The sequence below is a fragment of the Nocardia sp. NPDC003183 genome, from assembly GCF_053590715.1.
Window position 1 is genome coordinate 59,102 of sequence record NZ_JBSFTG010000015.1, and the last position, 19,382, is coordinate 78,483.

Consider the following 19,382-nt stretch of genomic DNA (forward strand, 5'->3'; position numbering starts at 1 on the left):
ACGTCCCGTAATCGTGCGGAGGTGGCGTGTCACCTAACATCCAGCTGCAGCAACGTCGAGAAGGGATGCCGTCGCGGGTCGTCCCGAATACGACGATGAGCCGCGCTGAACTCGCCGACGCGATCAATGAGCACGTGTGGCGAACGACTGGCGTCCGACGAGACCTGGACGCGCACGCGATCGCCAGGTACGAACGCGGAGTTGTGCGGTGGCCGAACGCTGACTATCGCCGCGCTATGAACCATGTCCTCGGGGCGTCAGATTCAGAACTCGGCTTTGTTCGGTCACGCCGGCGCCAGCCCACCGAGAAGCAACCGGACCGCGCTCTGGCGGTGAATCTGTTCAGTCCGTTCGGCCCGTCAACCGGGGCGATCGGTTTCCTACCCGGTGCCGGTGGCACCGAATTGCGATCCTGCCGGGTAGGCAATACCGAGATCGACGCTGTCCGTGCCGCGACCCAGACTGCCGCATCGACCGAAAACCTACACGGCGGCGGCTCCTCGGCGATCGTGGCCGCAAACCGAGCGCTGACGAAGTTCGCGCCGATGGTGCATAGTTCGGTCAGCGCCAGTCTGCGCCGCTCGTTGTTCGAGGCGGTCGGCAATCTCAGCAGTGTCGTGGGGTACACCGCTTTTGACGCTGGTGAGTTCCTAGATGCCGACCGATACTTCCAATTCGCGCTGTGGTGCGCGGACTCCGCGGGATCGTGGGACCTTCGCGCTAGCGCTCTCGCCGATATGGCGCGACGATCGGCGTTCGTCGGTGACCCGGACAGCGCACTCTCCCTCATCGAACTCGCCCAGGTCCGATCGGACCGCCTGACCTTCACCGTTCGTGCGATGCTCAGCGCCATGCGCGCGCAGTATCTGGCCGCTTCGGGACGTACCCATGAGGTCGTTGCGGAGGTCGCCCGCGCAGATGAGCTATTCGAAGCCCGCGAACCGAACGCGGACCCGCCCTGGATGTGTTTTTACGACACAGCCGAACACCTCGGAAGTACTGGAAAGGCGCTCGCTTTGGCCGCCGAGGCACTCAACTCGATCGACGTCGCCGCACCTCGGCTGCGCTACGCCATCGACATGCAAGGCTCCGAATATCCCCGATCGCGGACGTTCTCACAGATTCGGTTAGCAGCGTTGACGATGAAGGTCGGAGACCCCCGCGACGCGGCCGCGATCGGAATGGAAGCGGTGGTTCGTAGCCGCGCATTGCAATCGGCACGTATCGCGACCGAGCTTCGTGGGCTGGCGGCGGTTGCGAGCACACACCGCCGCATCACCGAGGTTGGTGAGCTACGCGCCCTCATCGTCGCAGCGACACCGCGCGACTCAGCTTCATGAGCAGCCCCGAGCCTAATGAGGCGAGCTCGCTGGCCATTCTCGAAAAAGCGGCGGTTATCAGCGGCATCGATCCGACCCGTGCGGAACTCGTCCGGGCGGGGTCCAACACGATTTATCGTGTGGGCGACATCATTGGACGGGTAGGCAAGACCGGAACGGCTGATGCAGCCGAACGAGAACTGCGAATCTCGCAGTGGCTCAATGCCTCTGGGCTGCCGACCGTTCACGTTGCCGATGTCGCCACTCCCTTAGCCGTGGTAGACGATCGTCCGATCACCTGGTGGCAGCGGATTCCAGACCACCGCGCGGCGACAACTGCCGAACTCGCGACCGCGCTTCGCCAACTTCACGCCCTCGCGCCGCCGATAACGTTTGTGCTCCCGGAGCACGAACCATTCGCCGGTCTTCGCCGAGAAATCACGTCGGCAGGCCACCTCGCCGCTGAGGACCGTGCTTGGCTCCTCGACCACCACGACGGGCTGTACAAACAGTATTCCCAGCTCGAGCCTCCTGCTCGGAAGACCGTCATTCACGGCGACGCGTGGCAAGGCAACCTAGTCGTTCCGGTTGGAGGAAGGCCGATACTCGTTGATCTGGACCGCGTCTCTCTGAGCCGACCCGGGTGGGACCTCATTCAGATTGCAGCTGATCACACCGATTTCGACCGTCTATCGGAGGCCGACTACCTAGCATTCGTCGATGCTTACGGCGCTGATGTCACCACGGATCCGGCATTCCGGCTGCTTGCCGACATCCAAGAACTTCGCTGGACTGTTTTCGCGCTGTCGCGGTCAGAAGCCAGCGATGGCGCAGCGGATGAGGTGCGCCATCGTCTTGCTTGCTTGCGGGGCGAAATTGCCCGACCTTGGCGCTGGAACGCGCTCTAACGAACTCGTTCGCGGCTGGAGATGCCCACCACCACGCGACGCGACTAGTGGCGCCCGCGCGGTGAGACTCATATGACTCGTGGCCGCCACCGCGGCGGCCACGTCATTGCTGCCCGGTACGTCGGAGCGGGGTGCGGGGCAGTAAATAGCTGCACCGCAACGAATGTGACTACCTGGCTAAGGTGTTCAGCACCTCGGTGCTGCGTCCAGCCGGTGGTCCGTAAACTCGCTTACAAGCACGTCAACGGGAAAGGTTGAGCAACCGGTCATGACATCGAACAGCCCGTTCCCGCGATGGCTGCCGGACTCGACATCGGACCCGGAAGCCATCGCGCGAAACGACTGGAGTGCTTTCTCTGAAATCGACGTCCTTCGTGACCACTGGACCGTGAAACAGTGGTCACCGGGGCGCACGGGCTACTACTGGTATCTGACCTTCGATGACGCCGATCTGATCGAACGCGCTGCCGAATACCAGCAGGCCCTGGCGATCGGCGGGGTCGATCCAGTTCCACTGGATGCCTTGCACATCACCATGATGGGGATAGGCTCCACGGACGATGTCGCCGTCGGGGAGATTGATGAGCTGATCTCCGTTGCGCGTGAACATCTTTCGAATGTGACGCCGTTCGATCTAACCGTAGGTCCGCTGAGTGGCTCGCGCAGCGCGATCAGATTCTCCGTCGCACCGTGGGACCCGCTCCTCGATCTGCATCAGCTGTTGTCGACCTGTACCGGGGAAGTGTTGCGGAGCGCCGTGAGCGCTCCGAGTGCTGCACGATTCCGGCCGCATCTGGGTATCGCTTACAACAACATTGACCGTACTGCTGCTGAGGTTTTCGACTCCATCGCAGAGTTGCGCGGGGCCGAGGCCGTGAATGTGCGGGTGAACCACGTCGAATTGGTTGTTCTCAGACGAGAAGACCGAACCTACCGTTGGGACACCCGCGCGGTCCTTGCTCTCGGCGGTTAGCGGCGCGGGCCGCCGCCGAGCCATCGTCGAGCTCCTTGTTATCAACGCTGGGACCAGCAGTTCGAACCGTTCGCGGCACTGCGCTCGAGCCGTTCCGGATAACTCGCACTCAAGGCATCTGGACGGGAGTACTGCACGCTACGGTCTCCGGGCCCGGCGCGAGGCCGCCGTATAAGGCTTGTCCATCGACGTCCACGGGGTCGGGTGCTGCGGTTGACGAGAATCCCAGGCAGAACGATACCGAGTACGGAGGACCGGTCAGTGGGGGTAGGTATTCAGTCGCCGACGGCCCTTCTGGGTGTTGCACTCGGAGTGGCAGCGAAACGTTGACGGTGCCGCTGAGCGCGGAGCCCGGTTCTATCCGGGTTGCGAGCGGGTGTGGCAAGGGCATTGACCTCGGCACGATGCAGTTCGGTGATCGGTAGATGAATTTTCGCTGACTGATCTCGATCACGCCGTCGGAACGGGGAACAAGGAAATGCCGATCACGAGGCAAGTCCGAATCTGTGTCTTGTTGGATGCGATTGATCGCGTATACGGGACTGGTGCGGTTGTTTGTGGCTGTGTAGTGGATAGTCAGCGTCGTCGGGGTTTTCTCGAAATCGACGGTCATTCCCAGTCGTTCATCCCATTGCGCCGGCATGGGTTCACACCACTGGTCTTGATTCTCCGTTGTCGGGTTGGCCGGCGGCTGCGGCGAGGTACTCGTAATCGCGACGAATCGGGACACCGATTCGTCCTGCCCGCTGGTGCATCCGGTGATGGCGAGTATCGATGTGGCCAGGAGAAATCTACCCAGGTTCATCGTGTCAGCTCGATCATTTCCCTGGTGCGTAGTGGTCTCGCGGCGCGATTCCCAGCTCGGCACGCAGCGCGTTCTCTGTCAGTGCGGAGGGGTGTTCGTTCTCGTCGGCGAGCTGTTCCGGTGTGCTGGGGTTGTTGTCGTGGTCGATGGTCAGACCGACGGCAACGCGTTCGCGCTCGAACATACCTGTTCCGGTGGGCGAGTAATCGTTCGGGTATTTACTGTCCACTGGGTCGGTGCCGGTATAGACATCGGAAACGGGCCGCATCGTACCGTGGGTTTCGTCGTAGGCGTGTGCGGCTTCGTGGTAGAGCGTCGTAATCGGTGGGTGATGATCGTAGGCCGCGCCTGCGTAGGCGGGGGAGGCCTCGGAAAACGTTGTGCCGCGGGGGTTGTAGGTGATCGTCGATGATGTGCCGGCGCCGGGTTTGCCATCAGCGCCCAGGTCCGCTGCCGCGGGAACCGATGCTCTCGCGGAGTCCGTTCCGACCGCGCCCTCGATGATTGTGACATTGTGCGGGGTTTCCCCGAGCCCAGCCAGCATCTGTTGCCCCGTCGGTGACGAACGCATGAACTCCAAGTCAGCCCGCACGCGCTCCTGGAATTCAGGTGTCCCGGTGACGGTGACATTGTCGGGAATGTCGGTGAGCACAACATTCACGACGTTGTTGCTGCCATTTGGGCTTGCCGCGGACACGGTGTCTTCGCCAACCTGCGCGTAGACGGTGTCGTTGCCCCCGTCGTTGCCAACTGAATCGGTGCCCTCGCCGGTATAGACCTTGTCATCACCGTTGCCCGACTGCAGCCGGTCGTTGCCTACCCCGCCGGACACCGTGTCGTTCCCGAAGCCGCCGAAGATGCTGTCGTCGCCGGCTGAGCCTTCGAGATAGTCGTTGCCGTCGCCGCCGAAGACGGTGTCGTTGCCGTCCCCGGCGTAGATGACATCGTCACCTGTGCCGCCACCGAGAATGTCATCGCCAGATGCTCCGTTGATGTAGTCCTTACCGCCGCCGCCCTGTATCTTGTCGTTTCCCGCGCCGCCTTCGAGTTTCAACCCGACCTGAGTTCCATGGTCGACGGAGATTGTGTCATTACCGCCTTCGGTGAAAATCGTGATGTTCCGTGCTTGCTCGCCTTCGAATTTATGTTCCTTACCGTTCACAGTCACGGTCACGGCATGGGTTGCGGGGTCTTCGTGGACGTCGACTTTGTCGTCGCCGTCCCCTGTTTTGATCACCACAGAGTTGCCGGTCGTGATGACATCGGGTTGCCCAGCGGGATCCAGCCCGCCACCCAATTCTGTGGCTGCGGCCCGAAGAGCAGCGGCGGTGGCTTGGTCGCCCGAAGTCGCGTCGGAGACGATGGCTGCCACCGAGGTGACAATCTCTGCTCGCACTGTCGTACGTCGGGCGCGCTCGGCGTCAGTCAGGGCCGCATCTCGTCCATCAAGCTGCCAGCTGTCGTTTACCGAACCATCGGCGGCGATCTCGAACCCTTCTGTCGCCGCCCAGCTTTCGAGATCACGGGCCCGCGTTCGAAGCTGGTCCATGGTGTCGGCGCGGCCGATCGCTACCTGTGTGAGCGGTTCGATAATCGTCGCGATCCGGCCGAGTTCAGTCTTCGACTTCACCAGGCTCTGCTGCGCGGCATCCTTGGTGGCGCCGGTCCAGCCGGTGAGCGCGGAGGCACGTTCGATGTAGTCCTCGAAGTCGCGCACCGACGTGCAGCGTCGTGTAATCGCTCTGGCCGCTGTGGCCAGCTTCTCAGAATCCCATGAGGTCACGTCGGACCACTTCACGGTGATCAGATCCCCGTCTGGTTTGTGAGCGCCGCCGCCGCGGCGCCGTCGACTGCGCCGAATGACGCGATACTTTTTGTGACAGCGTCGGCGCATCCGTCCAGCGCGGCCAATACCGCAGATCCGACCGCATCCAATGCGGTGCCGAGGGAGGTAGCAGCAGCTGCCGAGTCACCGCCCCAACCTTCTGTCGCTCCCTGCATCTCGGCAGCGAGCGAGGTCCAGTCGTACCTAACGATCTCGGTCTCGGCGTTGATTCGTTGGATAGCCGAAACCAGTTCAGCGATAGGTAGATTCAGATTGCCGGTGTCACTCATACTTCCCCCTCACTGGCAGGTTAGTGAGGGAGCGGGGGGTGGTCAACCACGCAGGGTACTTCGCAGCCTGGTCGGTCGACCGGTCAATGGACCGGTCCGGTTCGAGTCGCCTGCGTCTCGAGCAGGTTGCGGAGGTGTTCTGGGATCTCTGTGCGGATGTCGGACAAGCCTCGCCAGATGTCGGGATCTTGCGTGATGATCGTCGTGACGAGCGCTTCCACGTTGTCGGATTCGCTGAGGAGAACAAGGGAGCGGGATCGAGCGGAGAAGTCTTGGCGGAGAAGGATTTGTATCAGGGTGGTGGTGCAATCGGCTGCGGGGGCGGCTTGGATCGCGGCGCGGAATTGGTTGTCGGTGAGGGTGTTTATGGTGGTCGCGAGGGTGTCGTGGGTGGTGGCGGGGAGGTCGTTGAGGAGGGGGAGGGCTTCGGGCCAGAGGTTGTGGGTGGCGGTGGCTTCGATGGCGGCGGTGAGGTAGGCGGGGCGGTGCATTACAGGGAGGGTGGCGAGGCGTTTGCGGTCTGGGGTGGAGAGGGCGAGGGCTACTGGGAGGAGGGTGGGCCAATGACTTTCGGCGTGGGCTTGCTCTATGAGGGTGGTGAGGGAGTCGTCGGGTTCGGTGGCTACTCGGGCGGCGACGACGTGGAGTTGGGTGGGGGAGAGGTGGGTGGCGAGGGGGAGTAGGGAGAGCCAGAGGTTTTGGATCAGGGCTAGGTCGGCGATTTTGGTGAGGAGGGTGGGGTTTTGCATGGCTGGGCGTTGGGCCAGGCGTTGTAGGGGTTGCGGGGACATGCCTGCTGCTACGGGGAGGAGGGTGTCCCAGGCGTCGACTTCTTCTACTGCGGCGATTAGGCCGTCGATGACTTCGTCGTCTTGGGCGGCTACGACATCTGCCAGTTTTGAGCGTTCGGTGGGGCCGAGGAGGGCTAGCAGGGTGATTGCTTTGGGCCATTCGCCTGCGTCGTGGGTTGCGCGGATGACGCCGGGGACTCGGTCGGTGACGATGGTGAGGAGGCGGTCGGCTGCTGAGGTTTCCTCGAGGTAGTAGCCGACCTGGAGGATGTCTAGGTCGGAGGCGTGGGGGAGGGCTGCGCGCAGGACCGAGTCGGGGACCGAGCCTGCGAGGTTGCCCATCGTCAGGTAGTCGCCGCGGCTGATCAATTCGCTGGCGACGGCTGCGGCCATCGGGCCGGGGACCTGGGCGATCAGTTCGACCGCTCGGCGGGGGTCGAGGGTGAGGGTGGCGTCGGCTAGGAAACTGGGGGAGAGGGCGCTGGCGATGGCTACGGCGCGGGCTGGGTCGACGGAGCCGGCGAGTGCGGCGGCGAGGACGGGGCCGAAGGCGGCTTCGGTGATCTTGGCGGCGATGGGGGCGGGGACCAGTTTGGCGGCGGCGCCGACTCGCTGCATGCGGCGGGCTTCGCGGCGGGCGGTGAGATCGGTGATCTGGTCGCGGAATTCTCGGAGGGCCGCGGGTGGGAGGGTGGCGAGGAAGGCCAGGTCGGCGGGGTCGCGGTCGAGGACGCGGGTCAGTTTGGCTAGTTCGACGGTGGTGTGGTGGGTCGCGGTCATAGTCCGAGCACCTTCTTCACGGCGGGGCGGGCCAGGCGGGGGATGAGGCGCATGCCGGTGTCGAGGGCGTCGTCGAGGGCGGCCTTGCGGTGGTCGAGGGCGGCGCTGACGTAGTTGTCGAGGAGGGCCAGCTCGTCGGGGGTGAGGGCGGCGAAGTCGGGTGGCGGTGGGGCGCCGAGTGTTGCGGTGAGTTGGCGCAGGGCATCCGACACGGACCGTCTCCTTCGATGCGATGTCCGGAAGTTCGTACTGCCGGTACGGACAACGATACTGCCGGTACGCGGTGCCTTCTGTAAAGAGCAGTTCACCTGTGTTGTGTGGAAAAACCCGATCGTACTGCTGGTACGTGTATCGTTCTCGACCGTGACCCGCGCCAGTCGACGACCTCCGCCGGTGAGCCGGGATGTCATCGTCGACGCCGCGATTCGGGTGCTTGATCGAGACGGGCCTCATCCGAGTATGGATGCGTTCGCGGTCGAGGCCGGGATCACGAAGCCGCGGCTGTATCGGCAGTTCACCGACAAAGGTGACCTCTATGCGGCCATCGGTGGTCGATTCGCCGACTCCGCGTTCGCCGCGACGGGAACCGATCTGACCCTGCTGTTGCAGCCGCCCAACGTCGCTATCGATCGCGCGCTCTCTGACTATGCCGTCGGAATTCTGGCCCACCCCAATGTTTTCCGTTTCCTGACGCAGACTAGTGCGAATCGTGAGGGCGCGACAGGCCAGTACGACCTCGCCAGTGCGGTGGCGGGTCGCTTCGCGGAAAGGGCTCGGGCGGTGGCGGACTCGATTCCCCTGGATGCCGAGGGAATCGAATATCTGGCGCGGGCGATCGTCGGTGTGATGATCGTGCTGACCGATCTGTGGCTGAGTGACGCGAAACCGGATTCCGCAGAATTCGTCAGCAGGGTGCACGAATTGGTGTGGGGGATGATCGATGCGTTTCTGCGCGGGCGGGGGGTCACGGCGGAACCGGGGGTACCGATCTTCGTCACTCTGGCGGCATTGAGCCCGGACGAAGCCTGAGACACGCGACACGAGACCGGATACAACCTGCGGCATCGGCACTCGGCGTTATAGCTGACCGGTCCGACTACGCAGCCCGCCGCCGGCCGCAGCCGTCACCTCGTGACTGGCGGACGGTAGTCGTTCGTGGCTGGCGGTGAGGCTGCGACGTCGGGCGTGCGTTCAGATGCGGTGATCGGAGTCCAGGTCATCGTCGTCGGCTAGGCGATGGGATGGGTGGTGACCTGTCGGGGTTGGGCCGCTGGGGGACTCAGCCCAGGCGGCGGATGTCGCCGCGGACTCGGTAGAAGCCGCCGCGGGCGGATTCTGAGACCGCGTCGACGACGTAGCGGGCGCCGGCTAGGCGGATGTCGCGGGGGAATTGGACGTTCCAGCCGGGGTCGTAGCCGGGGGAGATGACGTGGACGCGGAGGGAGTCGCCGTGTTGGAGGCATTCGACGATGACGCCGGTGCCGACGTCGGTGGTGAGTTCGAGGGTGGTGCTGGGGGCTACGGCGGAGAATTCGGGGGCTTTCACCGAGCGGGTGGTGGGGAGGACGCCCTGGTCGGCGTCGCGGATGGCGGATTCGCTGACGTCTAGGCAGGACAGGGCGCCGGAGGTGGTGACCAGGTAGAGCTTTTCGTCGTGGTACTGCATGGAGTAGGCGGAGCCGCAGCCGGTGGCGAGTTTCCACAGGCGGGTGCCGGTGGCGTCGAAGCAGTAGACCGAGGAGTGGGAGTCGCCCGCGAAGACATAGCGGCCGTCGGGGGAGGCGGCGCAGGAGAAGACGGCGGCGTCGCACTGGTAGGTGCGGGTGGCGGTGCCCTGCTTGGTGATTTCCTCGACCTGGTTGTGGGAGGTGCCCGCGTAGACGGTGTCGGATTCCTGCCAGCCGAACAGGACCGCGCCACGGGTGGACGAATTCCACTGGGAGCGACCGGTTTCCAGGTGGTACTTGGTGACGCCGGCGCTGTGGCCGTGGTAGACGCCGGTGGGGTCGACGCGGACCATCCAGCCGGAGTTGCCCTTGCTGCGCGCGGACCAGAGGGATTCCTCTTCGTGGTCGATGACGGTCAGGCCGCCCGCGGAGTCGGAGGCGGCGAGGATGCCGTCGTGGATGTCGAGCCAGTAGACGTCGTCGGCGGAGACGTCGTAGGCGGCGCGGGGGACCTTGCCGGACAGGTCGTAGACGCGGCCGTCGTCGCAACCCGCGTAGATCCAGAAGTCGTCGGCGACGATGCATTTGACCGCGTCGGGCAGTCTGTAGCTGTTGGTGACGACGCCGGCGGGGGAGAGGGTGAAGACCTCGCCGTCCTCGTTGCCGACCCAGCAGCGCTGCTCGTCGACGAAGATGCCGAAGGCGGCGGCGCCGGAATCGAAACGCCACAGCACGGGGGCCGACTTGGCGGTGGAGCGCTGGCTGGTGATGCTGCGGCGGGTGACGGTGCGGCGTTCGCGCGCGCCCATGACGGCGGGGGCGTAGCCCTTGCGAACCTTCTCACCGATCTTTTTCTGCGCGGCCGACTTCGCCTTGTCCTCGGTGGCGAAGGAGCTCGCTTTGGACTGACCTTGCTCGCCGATGCGTCCGTAGCGGATGTTGACGTTCGTTCCGGTGACGACTACCTCGTAGAACTTGTGCGAGGAGCCCGCGTCGTCGGACAGTTCGAGATAGGTGGTTTCGGCGGTCATGCGTCCTCGCTGAGCTCGTGGAGATCGAATGCACGAAAAGTAGCAAGGGGCACCGACATTCGGTGCGGTGCTCGTCAGAGGTGGTATGTCCGGCAGCCGGTGGGGTGGACGGATGCAGTCCGAGTGCGCTGGACCGCTGCCCGGCGAACAAGCTGATAGCGCGCGTCGGCAGTTCGACCCGACTACAGAATCCGGCTCCCAGATGGTGGGATCGACGGGTTTCCACGCAGACGCGGGATCGCGGAGGGCCTCGCGATGCCGATCCTTGACGGGTTGGTCCCGGAGAGGTGGGAAACCACTGCGCCGATCATCGCGACAGGCCGTCTTCGTAACGACACGCGGCGAAAGGATTGCGGGATCGCGCTGGGTGATAGATGCTGGTCCAACTGTTGGTGCGTATCTGGGCGTGACTTTTCCGCGACCATTTCGTAATCTTACGGTGACCTGCTCTCGACAATGACTGGTGATAGACAACGTGACTGCTTCGCATCGCAAACCGTCGGCTCCCAAGAGTCGGCTGCCGCTGGCCGTATGCAGTCTCGCGGCGACTGTTCCCGGCATGTTGATGATGGTGATGCGGCCGGGTGCGCAGGTCGAGGCGGTGGCTTCGGTCGAACCGCTGTCGACGTCGGCCATCGAGCTCGACCCGATCGCCGCCGCGCCGACGCACGATGCGCCGCAGCCGGGGCCGATCGTTCGGGCGGATGACGAGATGGCGGCGTTGTCGGCGCTGAAGGTGAAGGTGTTGTGCGGGACGGAGTTCAATGGGACTCTGCCGCATGTGGCGCAGGTCGGTAACCTGCTGCAGAAGATGTTCGGGGTCTCCGACATCGGTGGTGCGCACGGTCGCTATGACGGTGACCATGGCGCGGGGCAAGCACTCGATGTGATGACGGGCAACCTGGCCCTGGGCAACACCATCGCCGACTTCGTGCTGGCCAACAAGGCGCGCTTCGGTGTCACCTACGTGATCTGGCAGCAGCGGTACAACGACGGCAACGGCTGGTCCTACATGGAGGATCGCGGCAGCCCGACGCAGAACCACTATGACCACGTGCACATTTCGTTCGAGTCGTCGGGCGCGACCAACATCGCCTGCTGATTGCGCGAAGTCAGGATTTCATCTCGAGCTCGGCCAGAATCGGTTCGGCCTGGTTTCGCAGGAGTTCCAGCTGACGTTTCGGGGGGAATCGTTCAGGGTCGAAGACTGCCTGGATGCCGATGCCGTCGATGAGGATCGTGAGGGATTCGGCCGCGTTGCCGAGATCGGGGCCCGGTCGGTAGCCGACGGAGGTCAGGACCAGCTCGAGTGCCTCGCGCCAGGCTCGGTAACGAACTCGCTGTTCGCCGGCGAGCTCGGCGTCGTGGGTGGCCCAGTCCCAGAAGGCGATCCACACCTGCCATTCGACGCGACGGGTTCGGTCCATCGGCAGGCACTGGCTCAGCAGCTCGTACAGATCGGCGGACTCGGGGGCCATGCGGGTCACACGGTCCGCGACAGCGGTGGATGCCGCGCCGAGCGCCGCTCGCAGCACGGCGCGTTTGTCCGCGAAGTAGTGCACGACCATGCCGGTGGTGCATCCGGCCTCGGCCGCGATGTCGCGGACGGTGGTGTGCGCCAAGCCTTTGGTGGCGATGACCTGGCACGCCGCAGCGCTGATCGCGCGGCGACGCTCTTCGTGATCGACGATTTTCGGCATTGACACGAGAGTTTACATACCCGGTATTATGTAACCGTGGTTATGCAAAAACTGCGAGTGGTGAAGCGAGTGATGTTGGTGACCGACCTGGGCTTCCTCGCCTACTGGGTCGTCACCGCGCTGGGGCTGATCAGCGTCGGGTCGGATGAGTTTCTCCAGCAGTGGAACTGGTCGTTTCTCGGACTCGACGCCGCGGCGATCGGGTTGGGGCTGGCCGGGCTCGCGCTCGGCAGGCGCTCGGCCTACTCGATCCCGCTGATCATCGTGTCGTTGTCGCTGACCTCCGCCGCAGGGCTGATGGCGCTGAACTTCTACGTGATTCGGGGCGAGTGCAGCCTGATGTGGTGGATTCCCAACCTCTGGCTGTTTCTGTTTCCGGTCGTGGCGCTCGCCGGGATCGTCCGCGCAGGAAGCGAAATTGGAACGCGTTCTAGCAATACTGTCCGTCGGGTGGGCTGTCCTCCTACGGTGTGAGGAGGTTCGGTTTCTACGAAGGAGAATGCGGATATGGGACGGTTGGCCGGCAAGGTTGCGGTGATCAGTGGTGGTGCGCGCGGGATGGGGGCGGCGCATGCTCGGCGGTTCGTCGCCGAGGGGGCCTCGGTGGTGATCGGGGACGTGCTCGATGACGAAGGCGCCACGGTGGCAAAGGAACTCGGGGACGCGGTGGCCTATCGCCATCTCGATGTTCGTGAGCCGGAGCAGTGGGCGGGGATCGTGGCTGCCGCGGTCGAGGAGTTCGGTGGGCTGCATGTGCTGGTGAACAATGCGGGGATCGTCAATGGGAATCTGTTGGTGGACTTCGCGTTGGACGAGTGGCAGCGGATCATCGATATCAATCTGACCGGGACGTTTCTCGGGATGCAGGCGGCCGTTCCGGCGATGAAGGAAGCCGGTGGCGGGTCGATCGTCAACATCTCCTCGGTCGAGGGGATGCGGGGGAGTCCTGGTCTGCACGGGTACACGGCGACGAAGTTCGCGGTGCGTGGGCTCACCAAGTCGGCGGCGCTGGAGCTCGCGCCGCAGGGAATTCGGGTGAACTCGGTGCATCCGGGCCTGATTTCCACGCCGATGACCGAGGGGATCCCGGCGGACTTCCTGCAGATTCCGCTCGAGCGGGCGGCCGAGCCGGATGAGGTGTCGGCGCTGGTGGCGTATCTGGCCTCCGACGAGTCCTCGTATTCGACCGGCGCGGAGTTCGTAGTGGACGGCGGTCTCACCGTCGGTGTACCGCACAAAAGCTTCTGACCTGGCGCGCAGAGCGTTACGGGCGATCTACTCGCCCGAACGGGTGATTTCGGCGCGCGAAAGCGAGGAAGATGGAAGGTATGGCCCCCAACAGTGCGAAATATCTGATCAGCAACGGCACCGACGACCGGGTGTCGCTTTTCGATGACGGGCGCGTGAAGGTCTGGTCGACCACCCATTTGTGGACCGAAGAAGCTCGCGTGCGGCACAACGCCCTCGGCGAGACCGTGCTGCTCGGCATCGGGCGCACCCTCGGTGAGCCCGGCCCCGTGGATCGGCGCCAGCAGTGTGACGCGGAGTTCGAGCTCGACCCGGAGAAGGGTCACACGGTGGCTGCCACCGTCGGCGCGGACAACGGGACGTTCGTGCAGTTCTTCCATGACGGCAAGATCGCGGTCGGCAACGACGGCCGCGATGTGGCGACGGTGTTCAACGCCGGCCGGGAAACGACGTCGGCTCGCGGGACGACCGGCGTCGGTGGGTCGGTGATGGTCACCTTCGGTGGCAGCTACCGACCGAGGACCAAGCGCGAGAGTGACTTTCAGGTGGAATTGAGCGAGGCCACGGCCCCGCGGCCCAACCGGCTGTACAAGGACGAGTTCCTGGTGAAGTAGACCCGGCGAACCGGGGCGACCGATCTGGTCGCCCCGGCTCCGGTTCGTCAGCCGTAGTAGCAGACGTAGTGCAGGGTGTCGACGACCTCGATGTCGAACGAGCTGTCGCCGGGGACCTTGAACGACTCGCCCGCACGGTAGGTGATGGCCTCGGTCGTACCGGCCAAGGTCACGTTGGCCTCGCCCGCGACCAGCTCCATGATCTCCGGAGCGTTGGTGGAGAAGGTGAGCGACGACGGCTGGATCACGCCGACCGACACCGAGGCGCCATCGGGCAACTCGAGGCTGTAGCTGACGCACTTGCCATCGAAGTAGACGTTGGCCTTCTTATTGACGGAGACGTTCTCGAACTTCGACATGGGTCCTTCCGAGGGGGTGAGGGGACCCTTAGTCTAGGTCAGCTGCCGAAGCGGGCCAGGACCGAGCTGGCTTCCTGGGAGGCAGTGCCTTCCTTGGCGAGGTGGGCCATCGCTTCGGGAATCTCGCGGCCGTGGTGGGCCATCGCCTGGGCGTAGAGACGGCCTGCCCGGTACGAGGAGCGCACCAGCGGGCCTGCCATCACACCGGCGAAGCCGAGTTCTTCGGCGACCTTGGAATGCTCGACGAATTCCTCCGGCTTCACCCAGCGGTCGACCGGGTGGTGGCGGGGGCTCGGACGCAGGTACTGGGTGATGGTGAGGATGTCGCAGCCCGCTTCGTGCAGGTCGCGCATCGCCTCGGTGACCTCTTCGGGGGTTTCGCCCATGCCGAGGATGAGGTTGGACTTGGTGACCAGACCCGCCTCGCGGGCGGCGGTGATCACGGCGAGGGAGCGCTCGTAGCGGAAGGCGGGGCGGATGCGCTTGAAGATGCGCGGCACCGTTTCCAGGTTGTGCGCGAGGACCTCGGGGCGCGAGGAGAAGACCTCGGCGAGCTGGGCCGGGTCGGCGTTGAAGTCGGGGATGAGGAGTTCGACGCCGGTAGCCGGGTTGCTCGCCTTGATGGCGCGTACGGTCTCGGCGTAGAGCCAGGCGCCGCCGTCGTCGAGGTCATCGCGGGCGACGCCGGTGATGGTGGAGTAGCGCAGGCCCATCGACTGGACGCTCTCGGCGACGCGGCGGGGCTCGTCGCGGTCGAGGGCGGCGGGCTTGCCGGTATCGATCTGGCAGAAATCGCAGCGGCGGGTGCACTGCTCGCCGCCGATGAGGAAGGTGGCCTCGCGGTCTTCCCAGCATTCGAAGATGTTGGGGCAGCCCGCTTCTTCGCAGACGGTGTGCAGGCCCTCGGACTTCACCAGGCTCTTGAGCTCGGTGTATTCGGGGCCCATGGTGGCGCGGGTGCGAATCCACTTGGGTTTGCGCTCGATCGGTGTCTCCGCGTTGCGCGCTTCGATGCGCAGCAGCTTGCGTCCGGCGGGGGCAGAGGCGTCGACGGAAGTCACCGGACCGACTCTACGCTCGGGGCCTGTGCGTTCGCCGGGGCGGTGGTGCGATCAATGTCATGGGGCTGAACGGGAATTTCACCGTCGAGCGCGGCAACAATCGCGGCGGACACGAGGGGCTTGAGCTCGGCGACGGTGACTTCGCGGCCGAGTTCGCGGGTCAGCGTGGTGACGCCGGCGTCCTTGATGCCGCAGGGCACTATCGCCTGGAAGCCGTCGAGGGCGGAATTGCAGTTCAGGGAGATGCCGTGCAGGGCGACACCGCGCTGCACGCGCACCCCGATCGCGGCGATCTTGCGCTCGGCGAGCAGCTCGGTGGCGGGCAGCCACACCCCGGAGCGGCCGTCGATGCGGCCGCAGGTGATGCCGAGCCCGGACACGACCTGGATCAGGGCCTCTTCCAGGCGCCGGACGTAGTGGACGACATCGACGGGCTCGGCGAGGCGGATGATCGGATAGCCGACCAGCTGGCCGGGCCCGTGCCAGGTGATCTTGCCGCCGCGGTCGACCTGCACCACCGGGCTGCCGTCGATCGGCAGATCCTCGGTCTCGGTGCGGCGGCCCGCGGTGTAGACCGACGGGTGCTCGAGCACGAACAGCCGGTCGGAACCTTCGCCTGCGGCGCGCTGATCGGCGGTCTGCCGTTGCAGTTCCCAGGCGGCGTGATAGTCGATGAGTCCGAGATCCTCGACCACGATCGGGGTCGTATCGAATCGAGCGGACGCGGTGGGGCGCGTGTCGTTCACCGTTCTGACGTTACGCCGGGGGTCCGGTGCGGCCAAAGAGGGTCTCAGGGTTCGACCGGGAAGTTGCGCTGCATCAGGGTCAGGTCCATCCAGCGGCCGAATTTGTGGCCGACCTCGGGGAGTTCACCGACGGTGTGGAAACCGAAGCGTTCGTGCAGGACTATCGACGCGCTGTTGGTGGACTCGATGGCGGCGATCATGGCGTGCACGCGACCGGAATCGATGGCGCGCGCGATCAATTCGGTGAGCAGGGTGGTGGCTACGCCGCGGCGCTGGAAACCGCTGTCGACGTAGACCGAGTTCTCGACGGTGAAGCGGTAGCCGGACTTGGGACGCCACTGGCCGTAGGAGGCGTAGCCGGCCACCTCGCCGTCGATTTCGGCGATCAGGATCGGCATGGCGGCATCGGTACGGGTGGCGAACCAGGTGAGGCGGTCGTCCAGGTCCACTTCGTCGGTGTCCCAGATCGCCGTCGACTCGGCGATGTTGGTGTTGTGGATGGCGAGGACGGCGGGGAGGTCGGCCTTGTCGGCGTCGCGGATCAGCATCGGCTCACCCTCTGCCGACAGCGGCGGCCAGCGCGGCGCCGATGGTCGGGTGCTGGTAGGTGTACCCGGCCTCTTCCAGCACCGCCGGGATGGCGCGTGGGCCGTGCAGGATCGAGTCGGCCAGCTCGCCGACCAGGGCTTGCAGGGCGAAACCGGGGACGATGAACGGGGTCGGCCGGCGTAGTGCGCGGCCGAACGCGCGGTTGAATTCCGCGTTGGTGACGGGGGCGGGACCGGCCACATTGATCGGGCCGGAGAGCTCGGGGTGAGTGAGCGCGAAGACGATCGCGCCGACCTCGTCGTCGAGGGAGATCCACGGGAGGTACTGGCGGCCGCTGCCGAGGCGTCCGCCCAGACCTGCCCAGTACAGCGGGTGCAACTTGCCGAGCATGCCGCCGTTGCGGGCCAGCACCACGGCACTGCGCAGCAGCACGATGCGCGCGCCCGCTTCGGCGGCCGGTTCGGTGGCGGCTTCCCAGTCCCGGCACAGGGTGGCCAGGAAATCCGTTCCGGCGGGCGAAGTCTCGTCGACGATCGCGTCAGCGGTCCCGCCGCCGTAGTAGTGCGAGCCGCTGGCGTTGACCAGCGTCGGCACACCGGTGGCGGCCACCGCGGTGGCCAGGACATCGGTGGGAGTGATGCGGCTGTCACGCAGCAACTGCTTGTAGCCGCCGTCCCAGCGACGGTCGGCGATGCCGGCACCGCACAGGTTCACGACCGCGTCGGCCCCGCGCAACGCCCGCTCGTCGAGCTGGGCGCGCGCGGGATCCCACGCGAATTCGTCCGGTGCGGCGGGAGTGCGCCGCACCAGGCGGGAGACCTGGTGCCCGTCGCGGCGCAGTGCCGCGACGAGCGCCGTCCCGATCAGGCCGGACGAACCGGCGATGACCACCTTCATGAATTCCTCGACTACAGGCCGAGATCGGCCTCGAACGCCGAATCTTCCAGCCGGTGCTTGATGGTGGAGACGAACCGGCCCGCGTCGGCACCGTCGATGAGACGGTGATCGTAGGTGAGCGGCAGGTACACCATCGAGCGCACGCCGATGGACTCGCCACCGGCCTCGTCGGTCACCACCACCGGGCGCTTCACGATCGCGCCGGTGCCCAGCATGGCCGCCTGCGGCGGGACCAGGATCGGGGTGTCGAAGAGCGCGCCCTCGCTACCGATGTTGGTGATGGTGAAGGTGCCACCGGACAGCTCGTCGGGCTTGAGTCCACCGGTGCGCGCGCGGTTGGCGATGTCGGCGATCGCGCGGGCCAAGCCGGCCAGCGACAGGTCGCTGGCGTTGTGGATGACCGGCGAGAGCAGACCCTGCTCGGTGTCGACCGCGATCCCCAGGTGCACCGACGCGTGGTAGGTGATCTCCTTGGTGTCCTCGTTGTAGGACGCGTTCACGTTCGGGTGCACACCGAGCGCCTCGACGACGGCCTTCGCGAAGAACGGCAGGTACGTCAGGTTGACGCCCTCGCGCGCCTTGAACGAGGCCTTGGCGAGCTGGCGCAGATGCGCGATCTTGGTGACATCGGCCTCGTGGACCTGGGTCAGCTGCGCGGTGGCCTGCAGCGATTCGCGCGTCTTGGTCGCGGTGATCTGGCGGATCCGGCTGGCCTTCTGCGTGGTGCCGACGAGGGCGGCCAGCTTCGGGGCGGCGGACTGCTTGGCCGCGGGCGCGGGTGCGGCGGCAGCGGCCGGAGCCGGAGCGGCGGCGGGCGCCTTCTTGGCCTCGGCGGCGGCGAGCACGTCCTGCTTGCGGATGCGGCCGCCGACACCGGAACCGGTGAGGGTCGACAGGTCGACGTTGTTCTCGTCGGCCAGCTTGCGGACCAGCGGGGTCACGTACGGGGTGCTGCCGTTGGACGACGCCGGGGCAGGAGCGGCCGCGGCAGGCGCGGGTGCCGGGGCGGGCTTGGGAGCCGGTGCAGGAGCGGGCTTCGGCGCGGGTGCCGGGGCCGCGGCGGCGGGCGCAGGCGCGGGTGCCGGGGCAGGCTCAGCCGCCGGGGCGGGCTCAGGTGCCGGGGCGGGAGCCGGTGCGGGCGCGGCGGCCGCGGGCTGGCCGCTACCGATCACACCCAGCTGACCACCCACATCGATGACGTCGTCTTCCTGCGCCGTGATCTCGAGCAGCGTGCCCGCGACCGGCGACGGGATCTCGGTGTCGACCTTGTCGGTGGACACCTCGAGCAGCGGCTCGTCGACGGCGACGGTGTCACCCACGGCCTTGAGCCAGCGGGTCACAGTGCCCTCGGTGACCGACTCGCCCAGTTCGGGCATCTTCACGGGCGTGCCGGAAGCAGCGGACGCGGCGGGCGCGGCGGCCGGGGCGGGGGCCTCGGCGGCAGGTGCCTGCGCGGCGGGCGCGGGCGCGGGTTCGGGGGCCGGCTCAGGCGCGGCGGGTGCGGCAGCAGGCTCAGGAGCGGTGGCGGGGGTCTCGCCGGCATCGCTGATCACGCCGAGCTCACCGCCGACCTCGACGATGTCGTCTTCCTGGGCGACGATCTTGGAGAGCACGCCCGCGGTCGGCGACGGGATCTCGGTGTCGACCTTGTCGGTGGAGACTTCGAGCAGCGGTTCGTCGACCTCGACCGTGTCTCCTTCCTGCTTCAGCCACCTGGTCACCGTGCCCTCGGTGACGCTCTCACCAAGGGCTGGCATCTGGACGGAGAAGGCCATGTCCTCTGACTCCTCTGAGTGTGTACCCGGCGGACATCCGTCGC

Annotated in this window: 20 protein-coding genes; 8 read left to right on the plus strand and 12 right to left on the minus strand. The window is 65.7% G+C overall.

Going from position 1 to position 19,382, the window contains the following annotated elements:
- Positions 1 to 26 precede the first annotated feature (26 nt).
- The 3 genes from ACWDXS_RS29620 (at position 27) to ACWDXS_RS29630 (ending at position 3,200) form a co-directional block, all read left to right on the plus strand.
- A complete protein-coding gene (locus tag ACWDXS_RS29620) occupies positions 27 to 1,340 on the plus strand; it encodes an XRE family transcriptional regulator (RefSeq protein WP_449970737.1) in 1,314 nt (437 codons plus the stop codon).
- Positions 1,337 to 2,227, plus strand: coding sequence for a phosphotransferase family protein (locus ACWDXS_RS29625; RefSeq protein ID WP_449970740.1), 891 nt, complete (start codon positions 1,337 to 1,339; stop codon positions 2,225 to 2,227). Before ACWDXS_RS29620 ends, ACWDXS_RS29625 begins: the two co-directional genes overlap by 4 nt.
- 268 nt (positions 2,228 to 2,495) lie before the next feature.
- Positions 2,496 to 3,200 carry a 2'-5' RNA ligase family protein gene (locus tag ACWDXS_RS29630; protein WP_449970743.1) on the plus strand — a complete coding sequence of 235 codons (705 nt, stop codon included), beginning with the start codon at positions 2,496 to 2,498 and terminating at the stop codon, positions 3,198 to 3,200.
- Between the two features lie 818 nt (positions 3,201 to 4,018).
- Here the strand turns inward: ACWDXS_RS29630 and ACWDXS_RS29635 are convergent.
- From ACWDXS_RS29635 to ACWDXS_RS29650, 4 genes are all read right to left on the minus strand, one after another.
- Positions 4,019 to 5,803: a M91 family zinc metallopeptidase gene (locus tag ACWDXS_RS29635; protein WP_449970746.1), complete on the minus strand. Its 1,785-nt coding sequence runs from the start codon at positions 5,801 to 5,803 to the stop codon at positions 4,019 to 4,021.
- 5 nt (positions 5,804 to 5,808) lie between these two features.
- Entirely contained in the window at positions 5,809 to 6,120 is a 312-nt protein-coding gene (locus ACWDXS_RS29640; protein ID WP_449970749.1) for a hypothetical protein, read from the minus strand.
- Positions 6,121 to 6,203: 83 nt separating this feature from the next.
- Complete coding sequence (locus tag ACWDXS_RS29645; RefSeq protein WP_449970752.1) at positions 6,204 to 7,691, minus strand: hypothetical protein; 1,488 nt, start codon at positions 7,689 to 7,691, stop codon at positions 6,204 to 6,206.
- Positions 7,688 to 7,903 (minus strand): hypothetical protein, encoded by a 216-nt coding sequence (locus tag ACWDXS_RS29650; RefSeq protein WP_449970755.1) that lies wholly within the window; start codon positions 7,901 to 7,903, stop codon positions 7,688 to 7,690. Before ACWDXS_RS29650 ends, ACWDXS_RS29645 begins: the two co-directional genes overlap by 4 nt.
- A 103-nt stretch (positions 7,904 to 8,006) precedes the next feature.
- On the opposite strand from ACWDXS_RS29650, the gene ACWDXS_RS29655 reads away from it, so the two are divergent.
- Positions 8,007 to 8,720: a TetR/AcrR family transcriptional regulator gene (locus ACWDXS_RS29655; RefSeq protein WP_449970758.1), complete on the plus strand. Its 714-nt coding sequence runs from the start codon at positions 8,007 to 8,009 to the stop codon at positions 8,718 to 8,720.
- A gap of 250 nt (positions 8,721 to 8,970) precedes the next feature.
- Here ACWDXS_RS29655 and ACWDXS_RS29660 read toward each other — a convergent pair whose 3' ends face one another.
- Complete coding sequence (locus ACWDXS_RS29660) at positions 8,971 to 10,389, minus strand: WGR domain-containing protein (protein WP_378992456.1); 1,419 nt, start codon at positions 10,387 to 10,389, stop codon at positions 8,971 to 8,973.
- Between the two features lie 475 nt (positions 10,390 to 10,864).
- On the opposite strand from ACWDXS_RS29660, the gene ACWDXS_RS29665 reads away from it, so the two are divergent.
- Positions 10,865 to 11,491, plus strand: coding sequence for a hypothetical protein (locus tag ACWDXS_RS29665; protein ID WP_379315913.1), 627 nt, complete (start codon positions 10,865 to 10,867; stop codon positions 11,489 to 11,491).
- A 10-nt stretch (positions 11,492 to 11,501) separates the two neighbouring features.
- Here ACWDXS_RS29665 and ACWDXS_RS29670 read toward each other — a convergent pair whose 3' ends face one another.
- Positions 11,502 to 12,089 carry a TetR/AcrR family transcriptional regulator gene (locus ACWDXS_RS29670; RefSeq protein ID WP_449970763.1) on the minus strand — a complete coding sequence of 196 codons (588 nt, stop codon included), beginning with the start codon at positions 12,087 to 12,089 and terminating at the stop codon, positions 11,502 to 11,504.
- Positions 12,090 to 12,149: 60 nt separating this feature from the next.
- Here ACWDXS_RS29670 and ACWDXS_RS29675 point away from each other — a divergent pair, with 60 nt between their 5' ends.
- The 3 genes from ACWDXS_RS29675 to ACWDXS_RS29685 all read left to right on the plus strand — a co-directional run bounded on the left by ACWDXS_RS29675 (position 12,150) and on the right by ACWDXS_RS29685 (position 13,951).
- The gene (locus tag ACWDXS_RS29675; RefSeq protein WP_449970766.1) at positions 12,150 to 12,563 is read left to right on the plus strand and encodes a DUF5360 family protein; all 414 of its coding nucleotides are present in this window, start codon (positions 12,150 to 12,152) and stop codon (positions 12,561 to 12,563) included.
- A gap of 33 nt (positions 12,564 to 12,596) precedes the next feature.
- Complete coding sequence (locus ACWDXS_RS29680) at positions 12,597 to 13,337, plus strand: glucose 1-dehydrogenase (protein ID WP_449970769.1); 741 nt, start codon at positions 12,597 to 12,599, stop codon at positions 13,335 to 13,337.
- An 80-nt stretch (positions 13,338 to 13,417) separates the two neighbouring features.
- Positions 13,418 to 13,951 carry a hypothetical protein gene (locus tag ACWDXS_RS29685; protein WP_378992460.1) on the plus strand — a complete coding sequence of 178 codons (534 nt, stop codon included), beginning with the start codon at positions 13,418 to 13,420 and terminating at the stop codon, positions 13,949 to 13,951.
- A gap of 47 nt (positions 13,952 to 13,998) precedes the next feature.
- Here the strand turns inward: ACWDXS_RS29685 and ppnP are convergent, their stop codons facing one another.
- The 6 genes from ppnP to sucB are packed head-to-tail and all read right to left on the minus strand — an operon-like array spanning position 13,999 to position 19,338.
- Positions 13,999 to 14,310 (minus strand): pyrimidine/purine nucleoside phosphorylase, encoded by a 312-nt coding sequence (ppnP, locus tag ACWDXS_RS29690; RefSeq protein WP_378712674.1) that lies wholly within the window; start codon positions 14,308 to 14,310, stop codon positions 13,999 to 14,001.
- 38 nt (positions 14,311 to 14,348) lie between these two features.
- Positions 14,349 to 15,371 (minus strand): lipoyl synthase, encoded by a 1,023-nt coding sequence (lipA, locus tag ACWDXS_RS29695; RefSeq protein WP_358127197.1) that lies wholly within the window; start codon positions 15,369 to 15,371, stop codon positions 14,349 to 14,351.
- Complete coding sequence (gene lipB, locus ACWDXS_RS29700; protein ID WP_378992462.1) at positions 15,368 to 16,117, minus strand: lipoyl(octanoyl) transferase LipB; 750 nt, start codon at positions 16,115 to 16,117, stop codon at positions 15,368 to 15,370. Before lipB ends, lipA begins: the two co-directional genes overlap by 4 nt.
- A 44-nt stretch (positions 16,118 to 16,161) precedes the next feature.
- The gene (locus ACWDXS_RS29705) at positions 16,162 to 16,665 is read right to left on the minus strand and encodes a GNAT family N-acetyltransferase (protein ID WP_378992463.1); all 504 of its coding nucleotides are present in this window, start codon (positions 16,663 to 16,665) and stop codon (positions 16,162 to 16,164) included.
- Between the two features lie 4 nt (positions 16,666 to 16,669).
- Entirely contained in the window at positions 16,670 to 17,563 is an 894-nt protein-coding gene (locus tag ACWDXS_RS29710; RefSeq protein ID WP_449970776.1) for a TIGR01777 family oxidoreductase, read from the minus strand.
- A gap of 11 nt (positions 17,564 to 17,574) precedes the next feature.
- Positions 17,575 to 19,338, minus strand: coding sequence for a 2-oxoglutarate dehydrogenase, E2 component, dihydrolipoamide succinyltransferase (sucB, locus tag ACWDXS_RS29715; protein WP_378992465.1), 1,764 nt, complete (start codon positions 19,336 to 19,338; stop codon positions 17,575 to 17,577).
- Positions 19,339 to 19,382 lie beyond the last annotated feature (44 nt).

What these genes read in the sequence shown, in the direction of transcription:
- ACWDXS_RS29625 (WP_449970740.1), top strand. Translation starts at nt 1,337, where the DNA reads ATGAGCAGCCCCGAGCCTAATGAGGCGAGCTCGCTGGCCATTCTCGAA.
- ACWDXS_RS29630 (WP_449970743.1), top strand. Translation starts at nt 2,496, where the DNA reads ATGACATCGAACAGCCCGTTCCCGCGATGGCTGCCGGACTCGACATCG.
- ACWDXS_RS29640 (WP_449970749.1), bottom strand. Translation starts at nt 6,120, where the DNA reads ATGAGTGACACCGGCAATCTGAATCTACCTATCGCTGAACTGGTTTCG.
- ACWDXS_RS29645 (WP_449970752.1), bottom strand. Translation starts at nt 7,691, where the DNA reads ATGACCGCGACCCACCACACCACCGTCGAACTAGCCAAACTGACCCGC.
- ACWDXS_RS29660 (WP_378992456.1), bottom strand. Translation starts at nt 10,389, where the DNA reads ATGACCGCCGAAACCACCTATCTCGAACTGTCCGACGACGCGGGCTCC.
- ACWDXS_RS29670 (WP_449970763.1), bottom strand. Translation starts at nt 12,089, where the DNA reads ATGCCGAAAATCGTCGATCACGAAGAGCGTCGCCGCGCGATCAGCGCT.
- ACWDXS_RS29680 (WP_449970769.1), top strand. Translation starts at nt 12,597, where the DNA reads ATGGGACGGTTGGCCGGCAAGGTTGCGGTGATCAGTGGTGGTGCGCGC.
- ACWDXS_RS29685 (WP_378992460.1), top strand. Translation starts at nt 13,418, where the DNA reads ATGGCCCCCAACAGTGCGAAATATCTGATCAGCAACGGCACCGACGAC.
- ppnP (WP_378712674.1), bottom strand. Translation starts at nt 14,310, where the DNA reads ATGTCGAAGTTCGAGAACGTCTCCGTCAATAAGAAGGCCAACGTCTAC.
- ACWDXS_RS29705 (WP_378992463.1), bottom strand. Translation starts at nt 16,665, where the DNA reads ATGCTGATCCGCGACGCCGACAAGGCCGACCTCCCCGCCGTCCTCGCC.
- ACWDXS_RS29710 (WP_449970776.1), bottom strand. Translation starts at nt 17,563, where the DNA reads ATGAAGGTGGTCATCGCCGGTTCGTCCGGCCTGATCGGGACGGCGCTC.
- sucB (WP_378992465.1), bottom strand. Translation starts at nt 19,338, where the DNA reads ATGGCCTTCTCCGTCCAGATGCCAGCCCTTGGTGAGAGCGTCACCGAG.